This window comes from Streptomyces longispororuber, from assembly GCF_024448165.1.
Taxonomy (GTDB): Bacteria; Actinomycetota; Actinomycetes; order Streptomycetales; family Streptomycetaceae; genus Streptomyces; species Streptomyces longispororuber_A.
On the sequence record NZ_JAMOLN010000053.1, the window covers coordinates 1 to 13,701 of the forward strand.

The 13,701-nt window shown below is 72.8% G+C and carries 6 protein-coding genes; all 6 read right to left on the minus strand.

The window, feature by feature from the left end; translation table 11 throughout:
* On the minus strand, positions 1-1,724 hold a 1,724-nt coding region (locus tag M4J07_RS17240; protein WP_255972813.1), incomplete at its 3' end, for a condensation domain-containing protein.
* A 10-nt stretch (positions 1,725-1,734) separates the two neighbouring features.
* Entirely contained in the window at positions 1,735-9,525 is a 7,791-nt protein-coding gene (locus M4J07_RS17245) for a non-ribosomal peptide synthetase (protein ID WP_255972815.1), read from the minus strand.
* A 97-nt stretch (positions 9,526-9,622) separates the two neighbouring features.
* Positions 9,623-10,810 carry an NAD(P)/FAD-dependent oxidoreductase gene (locus M4J07_RS17250; RefSeq protein WP_255972817.1) on the minus strand — a complete coding sequence of 396 codons (1,188 nt, stop codon included), beginning with the start codon at positions 10,808-10,810 and terminating at the stop codon, positions 9,623-9,625.
* A 227-nt stretch (positions 10,811-11,037) separates the two neighbouring features.
* The gene (locus M4J07_RS17255) at positions 11,038-11,268 is read right to left on the minus strand and encodes an acyl carrier protein (protein WP_255972819.1); all 231 of its coding nucleotides are present in this window, start codon (positions 11,266-11,268) and stop codon (positions 11,038-11,040) included.
* Positions 11,216-12,877 carry an amino acid adenylation domain-containing protein gene (locus tag M4J07_RS17260; RefSeq protein ID WP_255972821.1) on the minus strand — a complete coding sequence of 554 codons (1,662 nt, stop codon included), beginning with the start codon at positions 12,875-12,877 and terminating at the stop codon, positions 11,216-11,218. Before M4J07_RS17260 ends, M4J07_RS17255 begins: the two co-directional genes overlap by 53 nt.
* A gap of 48 nt (positions 12,878-12,925) precedes the next feature.
* Positions 12,926-13,651: an LmbU family transcriptional regulator gene (locus tag M4J07_RS17265; RefSeq protein WP_255972823.1), complete on the minus strand. Its 726-nt coding sequence runs from the start codon at positions 13,649-13,651 to the stop codon at positions 12,926-12,928.
* Positions 13,652-13,701: the final 50 nt, after the last annotated feature.

Consider the following 13,701-nt stretch of genomic DNA (forward strand, 5'->3'; position numbering starts at 1 on the left):
GTGGGGCAGCCGGCGACGGCCGATGCCGTGCGGTAGTCGGTGAGGACCAGCGCGGGTTCGGCGGTGGCGAGCAGCAGGCCGACGCGCGCGGCCGGGTAGCCGGGGTCGATCGGCAGGTAGGCGCCGCCCGCCTTGAGGACGGCGAGCAGGGCGACCACCAGGTCGGCGGTCCTGGGCAGGGCCACGGCGACCAGGACGTCGGGGCCGACGCCGCGGTCGCGCAGCACCGCGGCCAGCCGGCCCGCGCGGGCGTCGAGGTCCGCGTAGGACAGCGTGGTGTCGCCGGACACCACGGCGGTCGCGTCGGGGGTCCGCGCCACCTGGGCGGCGACCAGTTCCGGCACGGTCGCGGCGGGCACCGGCTCGGTCGTCCCGGACAGCCGGGCGAGCCGGTCGTGTTCGGTGTCGGTGAGCACGTCGATGCCGCCGAGCCGGGTCCCGGAGTCGGCGGTCACCTGCCGCAGGACGCGCACGTAGCGGTCGACGAGGCTCTCGGCGGTGGTGTGGTCGAACAGTTCCGTCGCGTATTCGAGCCGTCCGTAGGCGCCGCCGGACGGGGCCGGGACGATGTTGAGGAACAGGTCGAACTTCGCGGTCCCGGTGCCCGCGGGGACGGGGGTGACCCGCAGGCCGGGTATCTCGATCTGCGACCACTCGAACTGCCAGGCCAGCATCGTCTGGAACAGCGGCTGGTAGGCGGTGGTGCGGTCCGGGCTGAGCAGTTCCACGAGGCGCTCGAAGGGCACGTCCTGGTTGTCGTACGCGGCGAGGGCCCGCTCCCGGACCTGTTCCAGGAGGTCGCCGAACGTGGGGTTGCCGGTCAGGTCGACGCGCAGCACCCAGGTGTTGGCGAAGAATCCGATGAGGTCGTCGAGCTGTTCGTCGGCGCGGCCCTCGATGGGGCTGCCGATCGTCAGGTCGTGGCCGGCGCCGAGGTGGTGCAGGAGCACCGCGAGTGCGGCCTGGGCGACCATCGGCGCGGTGGCTCCGCGTTCGGCGGCCAGTTTCCCGATGCCGGTGAGCAGGTCCGGGTCGAGGGCGAAGTCGACGTGGCCGCCGCGGTGGTCGGCGGCGGTCGGCCGGGGCCGGTCGAGGGGCAGCTGGACGGGCTGCGGGGAGCCGGCCAGTTGCTGGCGCCAGTAGTCGAGTTGGGCGGCGGCGACGCTCTGCGGGTCGTCCTCGTCGCCCAGCAGTTCGCGCTGCCACAGCGTGTAGTCCTTGTACTGCACGGCGAGCGGGGCCCACCGGGGGGCGCTGCCCCGGTGGCGGGCCTCGTACGCGGACAGCAGGTCCCGCAGGAACGGCGCCATCGACGCCCCGTCCGCGGCGATGTGGTGGAAGACGAACACCAGCACGTGCTCCTGCGGTGCCAGGCGCAGCACCGTGGTCCGCAGGGGCAGTTCCGTGTCCAGGTCGAAGCCCCGGCACGCGGCCTCCTGCGTCGCGGCGTCGACCGCGTCCGGCGCGACGTCGACGACCCGGAACTGGAGGGCGGCCTCCTCGGGCGGCAGGATCCGCTGCTCCGGGGTGCCGTCCGCGTTCTCGACGACGAGGGTGCGCAGGCTCTCGTGGCGGGTGACGACGTCGGTCACCGCCGCGGTGAGGGCCGCCGTGTCCAGCGGCCCGTCCAGGCGCAGCACGAACGGGATGTTGTAGGTCGCGGACGGGCCTTCCAGGCGGTGGAGGAACCAGAGCCGGCGCTGGGCGAAGGACAACGGGATCATCGACGCACTCCTACACGTTCGTCGGGCGCAGCATCGGGCGCAGCCGGGGACGGTTCGACGTGGTGGCCAACTCCGCGATCTGTTCCGCCAGTTGGGCGACGGTCGGATGGCGGAACACGGTCGTGACCTTGACGTCGACGGCGAGTTCCCTGCGGATGCGGCCGATCAGCCGGGTGGCCAGCAGCGAGTGTCCGCCGTGGTCGAAGAAGTCGACGTCGATGCCCACCTCCGCCACGCCGAGCAGGTCGGCGAACAGCCGGCACAGGGTTTCCTCGGTGGGGTTGCGCGGCCCGCGTCCGGTCGCGGTGGCGGTGTGGTCCGGTGCGGGCAGGGCGCGCCGGTCGAGCTTCCCGCTGGGGGTGGTGGGCAGTTCGGCGAGCGGCACGATCGCCGAGGGGACCATGTACTCGGGCAGGTGGGCGCGGGCCAGGTCCGTCAGGGCGGACGGGTCGAGCCCGGCCGGGTCCGTGGTGCCGTCGGCCGGCACGACGTACGCGACCAGCCGCTGGTCGTCGGCGTGGTCCTCGCGGACCACGGCGACCGCGTGGCCGACGTCCGGATGCCCGGTCAGCACCTGCTCGATCTCGCCGAGTTCGATGCGGAAGCCGCGGATCTTCACCTGGAAGTCGGCGCGGCCGAGGTACTCGACCTGGCCGTCCCGGTTCCATCGCACGACGTCGCCGGTGCGGTACATCCGGGTGCCGGGGTCGCCGAAGGGGCAGGCGACGAACCGGTGCGCGGTGAGCGCGGTCTGCCCGAGGTAGCCGCGGGCGAGGCCGGTGCCGGCGAGGTACAGCTCGCCTGCCACACCCGGTGGGACCGGGCGCAGCGCCGCGTCCAGCACGTACACCTGGGTGTTCCACACGGGGGTGCCGATCGGCACGCGGTCCGCGCCGGGCTCGTGCTGCCAGGCGGTGACCTCGACCGATGCCTCGGTGGGTCCGTAGAGGTTGTGCACGCCGCAGCCGGGCAGGACGTCGGCGGCCCGGTCGGCGAGCGCGGGCGGGAAGGCCTCGCCCGCGACCTCGATCCAGCGCAGGCTGTCGCACGCCTTGGCGGCGGGTTCGGCGACGAAGGCCTCCAGCAGCGACGGTACGAAGTCCGCGCCGGTCACCCGCTCGCGCCGGATCAGCTCGGCGAGGTAGGCCGGGTCCCGGCGCCCGTCGGGACGGGCGATGACGACGGCCGCGCCGGCCTGCAGCGGGGCGAACAGCTCAGGCACGGACACGTCGAAGCTCGCCGACGTGCTCAGCAGCACCCGGTCGTCGGCCCCGACGCCGAAGTGCGCGAGGCCCCAGCGGAGCCGGTTCGTGATGGCCCTGTGCGTCACCTGGACGCCCTTGGGGCCGCCGGTGGAGCCGGAGGTGTAGATGACGTACGCGGCGTGGTCCGGGGTCAGGGCACGCCGGGGGGCCGTCGTGGGGTACCCGGTCACGTCCGGCAGGTCCGCGTCGAGGACGAGGAGCGGGCGGGCGCTGTCCAGCACGTGCCGGACCCGGTCGTCGGGCAGCTCGGTGTCGATCGGCAGGTAGGCCGCGCCGGCCTTGACCACCGCGTAGATCGCCACCATGAGGTCGACGGAGCGGGGGATGCGCACGGCGACGAGCCGTTCGGGGCCCGCGCCCTGCTCGACGAGCCAGTGCGCAAGACGGTTGGCGCGCCGGTCGAACTCCCCGTACGTCAGCTGCTCCTGGTCGCTGATGAGGGCGATGCGGTCGGGGTCGCGGGCCACCTGGTCCTCGAACGCGTCGGGCAGGGTGGTGCCGGCCACCGGGTGCGCCGTGTCGTTGGCGCGCCGCACGAGCCGGTCCCGTTCGTCGTCGGAGAGCACCTCGACGGCGCCGACGGGTGTCGCCGGGTCGTCGAGCAGCTGGTCGAGGACGCGCACCAGGCGGTCGGCGATCTCCTCGGCCGCGCCCTGGTCGTAGAGGTCCCGCTGGTAGTCGAGGGAGAGTCGCAGGTAGGGGTCGGAGGAGTTGAGGGTGAGCGGGTAGTGGGAGCCGGCGAAGGGGCGGATGGCGTCGATGGTGAAGCCGGCGGAGGCGTTGGCCTCGACGATGCCCTCGCGGTCGATCGGGTAGTTCTCGAAGACGACGATGGTGTCGAACAGGGCGGGCAGTCCGGCGCCGCGCTGGATGTCGGCGAGGCCGTAGTAGTGGTGGTCGAGGAGGGCGATCTGCCGGTCCTGGAGGCCGGCGATGACGTCGCCCAGGCTCTGGTCGGGGCGGCAGAACACCCTGATCGGCAGGGTGTTGACGAACAGGCCGACCATCTCGTCGGAGCCGGGCAGGTCCGCCGGGCGGCCGTTGACGGCGGCGCCGAACACGACGTCCTGCTGCCCGGTCAGCTTCGAGACGACGATCGCCCACGCGCCCTGGAGGAGCGTGTTGAGGGTGACCCCGAGTTCCGCGGCGCGGCGGGCGAGTTCGCGGCCCTTGTCGATGGACAGCGGCACCTCGACCCGGCCGAGGGCGGACACCTCGGCCTTGTCTCCCTTGCTGGTGGTGTCGGCGGCCACGAGGGTGGGCTGGTCGAAGCCGGCGAGCTCCTCGGTCCACCGGGCGGCCGACGCGGTGCGGTCCTGTGCGGACAGCCAGGCCAGGTAGTCGCCGTAGCCGCGGACCGGGGCGAGGTCGCCGGACTCGGCGTACAGCCGGATCAGGTCCTTGATCACCAGGGGTGAGGACCAGCCGTCGAACAGGGTGTGGTGGGCCGTCAGGATCAGCTTGGCCTGCTGCGGCCCGCAGGTGAGCAGGGCGAGGCGGATCAGCGGGGGCCGGGCGGGGTCGAGCCGGTCGGCCCGGTCGTCGGCGAGCGCCCGGTCGAGCGCCGCGTCCTGGCCGGCCGCGTCCTGCCCGGTCAGGTCGAGGTGGCGCCAGGGCAGGGTGACGTGTTCGGCGACGACCTGCACCGGGTCGCCGTCGGCCGTGGCGAGGAAGGCGGAGCGCAGGTTCGGGTACCGGTCGAGGAGGGCCTGTCCTGCCGCGCGCATGCGGGCGGGGTCGACGGGTCCGGTCAGGTGCAGCACGAACTGCATGTGGTAGACGTCGAAGGACCCGTCGGCGAGGGCGGCCTGGAACTGGATGCCGGACTGGCCGGGGGCCTGCGGCCACACCTCGACCAGCCGGCCGTAGCCGTCCTCCCAGGCGTCGATCTCGGTCTGCCGCACGGTGACGAGCGGGGCGTCCGACGGGGTGAGTCCGCCGATGCCGGGGCGTCCCGCGTAGGCGGCCATGCCGTGCAGCACCTCGACCCACAGGTCGGCGAGTTCGGTGGTCCGCTCGCGGGTCAGGACGCCGGTGGGGAACATGAAGGCGACCTGGAGCCGGGCGCCGTCGGGGGTGTCGGTGGCGACGGAGTTGACCTCCAGCGCGGACAGGGCGGGCAGGTCGGGGTCGGGCGCCGGGACCAGCTCGGCGGACCAGGACGCCGGTCCCCAGCCGCCGGCCCGCAGGTGCTCGGGCACGTCGGCCTCGGAGATCCGGCCGAGGTAGTTGAACCCGATCTGCGGGACGGGGAGTTCGGCGAGCTGCGGGCCGGTCTCCGGGTTGAGATGGCGCAGCAGTCCGTAGCCCAGGCCCTTGTCGGGCACGCCGCGCAGCTGCTCCTTGACCAGTTTGACGGCCCGGCCGGCGGCGGGGCCGCCCGCGAGGACGTCGGCCAGGTCGACCTCGCGCACGTCGATCCGGGCCGGGTACATGCTGGTGAACCAGCCGATGGTGCGGGAGAGGTCGGCGCCGGGGACGGCGTCCTCCTCGCGGCCGTGTCCTTCGAGGCGGACCAGGGTGGAGCGGTCCGCGCCGCGCCACCGGTCGACCGCGAGGGCGAGCGCGGCGAGCAGCACGTCGGTGCCGGTGCCCCTGAACGCGGCGGGCAGCGTGGTGAGTACGGCCTCGGTGACGTCGGCGGGCAGCTGCACCCGCACGGTGTCGACGGTGCCCATCACGTCCACCGCGGGGTCGAAGGCCCGGCTGCCGATGGGCGGGGCGGGCTCCTCCAACAGGTCGCGCCAGTACGCCAGTTCGGCCTCGCGTTCCGGGGAGAGCGCCTCGTCGGCCAGCGCCGCCGCCCATCGTCTGGCGGAGGTGCCGACCTCGGGCAGTTCGGGCGTCCGGCCGGACCTGACCTGCTGCCAGGCCTCGGCGAGATCGGGCATGAGGATGCGCCAGGAGACGCCGTCCACCACCAGGTGGTGCAGGACGACGAGCAGTCGTCCCGGCCCGGACGGGGCGGTGAACCAGACGAAGTCCGCCATGGTGCCGGCCGCCGGGTCGAGCCGGCCGACCGAGGCGTCCAGCTCCGCCTTCGCCGCCGCCAGCGTGGCGGGCTCGTCCCAGCGGCCGTCGCAGTCGACGCGGTGGATCAGGTCGGCCGCCCGGACGGTGCCCGGGGGGCGGACGTCGAGGGAGGGTTCGGCGCCGGGCAGCAGCCGGGCGCGGAGCAGGTCGTGCCGGTCGAGGACGGCGTCCAGGGTCGCGGCGAGGCCGTCCGCGTCGATGTCCGAGGGCAGTTCGAGCACCATCGACATGGCGAACCGGTCGGTGCCGCCGCCGTGTTCGAAGACGTGCCGGGCCACCGGCTGGAGCGGCAGCGGGCCGACGCCGCCGTGCTCGTCCTCGGCGAGCCGGGGCACCAGGTCCTGGCGGGCGGCGGCGGCCTCGGCGAGGCGGGCCGCGGTGCGGCACTCGAAGATCTCGCGGGTGGACAGATGCAGGCCGCGGGACCGGGCCCGCGCCACCACCTGGATGGAGCGCAGGCTGTCGCCGCCGACCGCGAAGAAGTCGTCGTCGATGCCGACCCGGTCGACGCCGAGCACGTCCGCGTAGGCCGCGGTGATGATGGACTCGGCCTCGGTGCGCGGTTCGCGGTAGGCCTCGCCGCGGAACTCCGGTTCGGGCAGCGCCGAGCGGTCCAGTTTGCCGGTCGGTCCGAGCGGCAGCCGGCCGAGGGCCACGAAGGCGGACGGCACCATGTAGTCGGGCAGCCGTGCCGCGACGAACGTACGCAGTTCGGCGGACGAGGCGCCGGCCAGGACGTCCACGTCGCCGATGCCGCCGGCGCCGTCGTCGCCGACGGCCCCTTCGCCGGTGTGCACCACGTACGCGACGAGCTGCCGCCCGCCCGAGGGCACCTCGCGGCTGAGCACGACGGCCTCGCCGATCCCGGGGTGCTGGGTGATCGCCGCCTCGACCTCGGCCGTCTCGATGCGGAAGCCGCGCACCTTCACCTGGCCGTCGCCGCGGCCGACGCACTCCAGCTGCCCCTGCGCGGTCCAGCGGGCCAGGTCGCCGGTGCGGTACATCCGCTCGCCGGCCGGGCCGAACGGGTTCGGCACGTAGCGCTCGGCGGTCAGGCCCGGGCGGTCGTGGTAGCCGCGGCCGAGGCAGGTCCCGGCCACGTACAGCTCACCGATCACGCCCTGCGGGGCCGGGGCGAGTCCCGGGCCGAGGACGTAGGCGCGCATGTTGCCCAGCGGCGTGCCGATGGGGGCGACGTCGCCGCCGTCCCACGGGTCGGCGGCGGCGAGGGAGTAGGTGGTGGCGTAGAAGCTCTCGCTCTGCCCGTAGGAGTTGACGATCTGGACGTGGGGCAGGGCCTCGCGCACCTGCCGGACGAGCCGGGCGGGGAGCACGTCGCCGGCCAGGACGACCGTGCGCACCTCGGTCGCCTTCGCCAGGTGGTCCACCAGTTCGCCGAGCACCGAGGGCACCGCGCTGATGACGTGGCCGTCCCAGGCGTCGCGCTCGGCGAGGGCCAGCGCGTTCGGCACCAGTTCGGCGACGCCGCCGGTGGACAGGGTGGTGAGCAGTTCGAAGACGGAGACGTCGAAGTTCACGGAGGTGCCGGCCAGCATCCGCCAGCCGGGCGGCGCGTCGAGGACGCGCACCAGTTCCCGCACGCCGTTGACGACGTTGCGGTGGGTGATGGCCGCGCCCTTCGGCTGGCCCGTGGAGCCGGAGGTGTACATCACGTACGCGAGGTTGTCCGGGTCCAGCGGCCAGGTCCTGGCGCCGTTGTGCGGCGCCCCCTCGGGCGCGTCCCACGCGGCGCGCCGGTCGAGGTCGATGGTCGTCATGTCGTGCGGCGGCAGGTCCCGGGACGTCGCGGTGTCGGTGACGGCGAAGCGCGGGCGGGCCTCGGACAGCACGCGCTCGGCCCGGCCGCCGAGGTACTGCGGGTCGAGCGGCAGGTAGCCGGCGCCGGACTTGAGGATGCCCAGGAGGCCGACGACCAGGTCCTCGGTGCGCGGCAGGGCGAGGACGACCAGGTCGTCGGGTCCCGCGCCGTGCCGGACGAGCTGCCAGGCGACGTCGTTCGCCCGGTCGTCGAGCTCCTGATAGGTCAGGGTCCGGCCGTCGCAGACGAGGGCGGGGGCGCCGGGCGTCCTGGCCACCTGGTTCTCGAAGAGTTCGGGGACGGTCAGTTCGCAGTCCTGGCCCGCGCTGTCGTCGAACCGCGTGAGCAGGCGGTCGCGTTCGGCCGGGTCGAGGACGTCGAGTGCCGCGACGCCGCGCCCCGGGTCGGCGACGAGCCGGCTCAGGACGCGCACGAACCGGTCGGCGAGGACCTCGACGGTGGCCCGGTCGAACAGGGCGGTGGCGTACTCCAGGCGGACTCCCGCGCCGCCCGAGCCGTCCGGGATCATGTTGAAGAACAGGTCGAACTTGGCCGTGCCGGTCTCCAGCGTCTCGGCCTCGACGTCGAGGCCGGCGAACTCCAGCTCCCCCAGCGGCTCCTGCCAGGCGAGCATCACCTGGAAGAACGGGTGGTAGGCGGTGGACCGGTCCGGGTTGAGCAGCTCCACGAGCCGCTCGAACGGCATGTCCTGGTTGTCGTACGCGCCGATGGACCGGTCCCGCACCCGCCCGAGCAGCTCCCGGAACGTGGGGTTCCCGGAGAGGTCGACGCGCAGCACCCAGGTGTTGACGAAGAAGCCGACGAGGTCCCGGAGTTCCTCGTCGGTGCGGCCCGCGATGGGTGCGCCGATGGGCACGTCGTCGCCGCACCCGAGGTGGTGCAGGAGCACCGCGAGCGCGGAGTGCATGACCATCGACACGGTGGTGTCCTGCTGCGCGGCCAGCCGCTCCACGGCCGCGAGCAGGTCGGGGTCGACGGAGAACTGGACGAGGTCGCCGTCGGGGCTCATCGTCCGCGGCCGTGGGCGGTCGGTCGGCAGCGCCAGCGGCTGCGCCAGATCGGCCAACGCCTCGCGCCAGTAAGCCAGTTGGCGGGCGGCCAGGCTGTCGGGGTCGGACTCGTCGCCGAGGACGTCCTGCTGCCACAGCGTGTAGTCGGCGTACTGGACGGGCAGCGGCTCCCACTGCGGGGCGCGGTCCTCGTCGCGGGCCGAGTACGCGGTGCTCAGGTCGCGCAGCAGCGGGCCGAGGGACTCCCCGTCGAGGGCGATGTGGTGCACCACCAGGACGAGGGTGTGCTCGCGCGGTCCGGTGCGCAGCAGCCGGGCGCGGATCGGCACGTCGGCGGCCAGGTCGAAGGTCTCCTTGGCCACGGCGTCGACCGCCGCCGCCCGCCCGTCCCGCGTGACCTCGACGACCGGCAGGTCGCACAGGGTCTCCGCCGCGGGCAGGACCTGCTGGTGGGGGACGCCGTCGTCGCCCTCGACGATCACCGTGCGGAGGACCTCGTGCCGGTCGACGACGTCGCGGAGCGCCGCCCGCAGGGCGCTCACGCTCAGCTCTCCGGTCAGCCGCAGGGCGAATGCGCCGTTGTAGGTCGGCGACGGGCCTTCGAAGCGGTCCACGAACCACAGCCGACGCTGCGCGAACGACAACGGGATCATTGTGTCTCCAAATCGGCGGAACCAGGAAGCATCGGCGGGCGGAACCAGGGCGGATCAGCGGCGGATCAGCGGGGGGGGTCGGGGAGCTGGGTGCCGCTCAGCCCTGGTCGAGCAGGGTCAGCAGTTCGTCGTTGTAGAAGTCGTCGATGGAGCACGCTCCCGACAGCGTCGAGAAGTACCGGTCGATCAACTCCTGGTGGCCGACCAGCTTCTGGAGCATCTCGGCCCGTCCCTCGGGCTTGAGCTCGGCCACGTTGAGCGCGCCCTGGTAGTGGTTGAGGGCCTCGCCCCCGAGGTCGTTCTCGTAGCGCCGCAGCGCCGCCTTGAGCGCGGCGTCGTCGTGCAGCCGGTCCCCGATGTGGTCGGTGAGCGACTGGGCCTGGACGAAGGCCTCGGTGATGCCGCGGGCGGTGATGGAGTCCTTGTGGTTCACGGCGTCGCCGACGAGCGCCCAGCCGGGCCCGTAGGCCTTGCGGAAGTAGTTCTCCTGATGGCCGGTGCCGTACAGCTGCTCCACGCGTTCGCCCGCCTGCATCCGCTCGTACAGTTCGGGTGCCGTCGTGCGGAAGGCGTCGAGGTAGGCGGGCTCCACGTCCTTGCGGACCTGCCCGAAGTCCTCCTGCGGGAAGTACGCCATGAGCAGCGTGAGGTCGTCGTTGGTGGGCAGGACGCCGATCCAGCGCCCCGGCCGTTCGTACAGCTCGAAGTGCGCGGGCACGCCCGCCCAGTAGCTGTAGTAGGTGCAGGTCAGCCGGGCGTGCTCGATGACGTTCGGCGCGCCGGCCTTGCGGGCCACCAGGGACCGCATGCCGTCGGCGCCGACGACGAGGTGCGCGCGGTCGGTCGCCTCGGCGCCGCCGGGCGTCGTGTACCGGACCCCGACGACGCGGTCGCCCTCGAAGACCAGGTCGTTGACCGCGCAGCCCTCCCGGAACTCCACGCCGGCCGCGACCGCGCCGTCCGCGAGGATCGGGTCGAGCACGTACCGGCGCGGCGCGTACGTGGTGCGCAGGCCGTCGATCGGCAGCGAGAAGCCGTCGACGCGGACGCCGGGGGCTTCGTAGCTCTGGTGGTCGATCGGCCGGCAGCCCGCTTCGCGGAGCCGGTCGAGCAGCCCCCACCGGTTGAGCAGCGCCACGCCCTGCTGGTGGATGTAGTGCGAGGACAGCGTGTCCTGCGGGAACCGCGCCTTCTCCAGGAGCAGGACCCGATAGCCCTGCCGCGCGAAGAGCATGGCCGTCGGCGAACCCGCACAACGGGCACCTATGACAATCACGTCGTACATGGCGCCTCTCTAACCAGATAGTTTTTTGGCACACTGCGGCCACGACCGGAAATGCCGTGAATGAATTCGATGGGCGAATGCGTGCGTGCGGTGAGTGCAGTAAGTGCGGTGAATGCATTCGCGCATTCGATGCTAGCCGGTGAAAACCGGCGGAATAAAGGGAGTTGGCGCGTCTCGCCGGCGGGACACGGCGGGAATTGCACCGACCGGCCCCGGAATTAAGGGAACTACGGAGCGACCGCGTCCAGGGATTCGATGTACGCGGAGATCGATGCCACCGTGGGACTGCGGAAGAGCTCGTCCATCGTGACCTCGACGCCCAGTTCCTCGATGAAGGCGCCCTGGATCTTGACCATGATCAGGGACTGTCCGCCGAGGGCGAAGAAGTCGTCGTCGAACGCGATGTCATCGCGCTGGAACTCCCGGCACCAGATGGCGTGCACGCTGTCGGCGATCATCGCTGTCCTCTCCGTCGTCTCTGTCGTTTCTGTCGTCGGCCTGGCCGGCCGGCTGTGCCGTCGCGGCCAGCGCCGCGCGGTCGACCTTCCCGTGCGGGCTGAGCGGGATCCGCGGGACGGTCACGAACCGGGCCGGCACCATGTTCCGCGGCAGCGTCTCCAGGAGACGGGCCCGCAGCTCGTCGTCGGCGGGGGCGTCGTCGCCCTCCGGGACGAGGAACGCGGTCAGTTCGGCCTCGCCCGCGCCGGTGTGCGTGACCACCACGGCGGCCTCCCGGATCCCGGCGAGCCGGCCGAGCGCGCGCTCGATGTCGGTGGGGTCGATGCGCATGCCCCGCACCTTCACCTGCGCGTCGATCCTGCCGAGGACGACGAGTTCGCCGGCCTCGGTCACATAGCCGCGGTCGCCCGTGCGGTAGAGCCTGCGGGGTGCGCCGTCGACCACGACCGTCGTGAACTTCTCGTTCTCCGGGCCCGTCGCGCCGAGGTAGCCCGCGCCGACGCCGGCTCCGGAGATGCAGATCTCGCCCTGCTCCCCCGGCGCGACGCCGCGCGAGCGCTCGTCGAGCAGGTGGATGTCGGTGTTGTGGGCGGGCCGGCCGACCGGGGCGACCTCGTGGTCGCCGGGCCGGTAGTCGGCCAGGTCGTACGACGTCGCGACGTCGGTGCACTCGGCGACGCCGTACTGGTGCAGCAGGGTGCAGGTGGTGCCCGGGCGCCGCGCCCAGTCCAGGACCCGCTCGGGCTTGAGCGGTTCGCCGCCGAAGAGCAGGTAGTCGAGCCGGGCCAGCGCGTCGCCGCCCCGCGCGGTCTCCCAGTCCACCAGCAGGTACAGCGTGCTGGAGGCACAGTGCACCACACGGATCTCGTGCTGTTTCAGCATGCGGTGGGCGAGCATGGCGTCGAAGTTCCGGCTCGCCATCAGGTACTGGGTGGCACCGCAGAACAGCGGTGTCATCAGGGCGCGTTGGGAGAGGTCGAACCCGAAGGCGCTGACCACCAGGTGGTGGGAGCCGCTGTGCAGGCCGTATTCCAGCCGCAGCCACTCCATCAGGTTGAACCAGCCCTCGTGCCGTACCGCGGTCAGCTTCGGCGTGCCGGTCGACCCGGACGTGAAGACCGCGTAGCACACGTCGTCCCCGGTGACCGGGACGTCGGGGCGGGTCGCGGGGAGTTCGGCCAGCTCGTCGGCGAGTTCCGCGAGGTCGACGACCGGGACGGTCGCCGACTCGACCAGTGCGGCCGTGTCCGGGGACGCCACGATCAGGGCGAGTCCGGGGATCTGCCCGAGCAGCAGCCGCAGGCGCGCCGACGGGTAGGCCGGGTCGAGCGGCACGTAGGCCGCGCCCGCCTTGAGCGTGCCGAGGATGGCGACGAGCAGGTCGGCCGAGTAGTCGAGACAGACGCCGACCTTCGCTCCCCTGCCGTGTCCGAGCGCGGCGAGATGGTGCGCGAACCGGTTCGCCGCCGCGTCCAGTTCCGCGTACGTCAGCTGCCGGCCTGCCCGGTGCACGGCGACGGCGTCGGGGGTGGCCGCCACGTGCTCCTCGAAGCGCCGGTGGACGACGGGCACCGGGGGCAGGGCGACGCGCTTTCCCTGAAGGATCATCAACTGACTCCGATGTGAGAGGTGTTCCCTTCGGGCGGTGCGGCTCCGCTAGGCCGTGCGCTTCCCGGCGGTGCGCCCGTCGGCGCTCTCGAGCACCTGGGTCACCCACTTGTCGACGGGCAGACCGTGCGCGGCCGCGGCCTTGGAGTAGTACTCCAGCTGGCCGGCGGACAGCTCGATGGTGAGCGTGGTGACCTTCTGCCTGCGCTTCCCGGCGGCCGCCGCCGTGGCCAGTTGGGCCACTTCCTTCGGCTCGTCGCCGCCGGCCGGGGTGATCTCGGCCGTCTCGTTCTGCGCGGCCAGGGCGGCGCGGACGGCGCGGCGGAGTTCGTTGCGCGACCACTTCTGCTGTTCGGCCTTGCGCAGCCAGTAGTCCTGCTCCGGCGGCGACAACCGGGTCACCTCGGCGTGGTGGGCGAAGCTGAGGCTGTCGCGCCTGCGGTGGTGCTCGAACCGCCGGGCCACCCACGCGTAGTTGCGCAGGGTCTGGTAGTCGAGCCCGGTCCGCTCGATCGCCTCCTTGTACCGCCGCCACCCGTAGGTGCTCTCGCCGTAGATCAGCCAGTCGGCGAGCCACCACGCCGAGGAGTTGACCAGCTCGCGCAGATTGGCCCCGATCTGCTCCCAGGACCGCTCCGGCAGGTTCTGCGGGAAGACCATCCCCGACTTCTGGACCGTGGCCTGCGATCCCACGAAGGACAGGACCACGTCCCGTTGCGCGGGCTCGCCGCCGCTGCCCACCGGCCTCGTCTTGTACCTGCTCGCGGTTCTCACAGCGCCCGTCACCACGTCATCTCCCAACTCTGAGTGTCTTCCCGGTCCGG

Bases quoted from the DNA above. Each gene is read 5' to 3' on its own strand.
- M4J07_RS17260 (WP_255972821.1), bottom strand. From the start codon at position 12,877: ATGATCCTTCAGGGAAAGCGCGTCGCCCTGCCCCCGGTGCCCGTCGTC.
- M4J07_RS17245 (WP_255972815.1), bottom strand. From the start codon at position 9,525: ATGATCCCGTTGTCGTTCGCGCAGCGTCGGCTGTGGTTCGTGGACCGC.
- M4J07_RS17255 (WP_255972819.1), bottom strand. From the start codon at position 11,268: ATGATCGCCGACAGCGTGCACGCCATCTGGTGCCGGGAGTTCCAGCGC.
- M4J07_RS17250 (WP_255972817.1), bottom strand. From the start codon at position 10,810: ATGTACGACGTGATTGTCATAGGTGCCCGTTGTGCGGGTTCGCCGACG.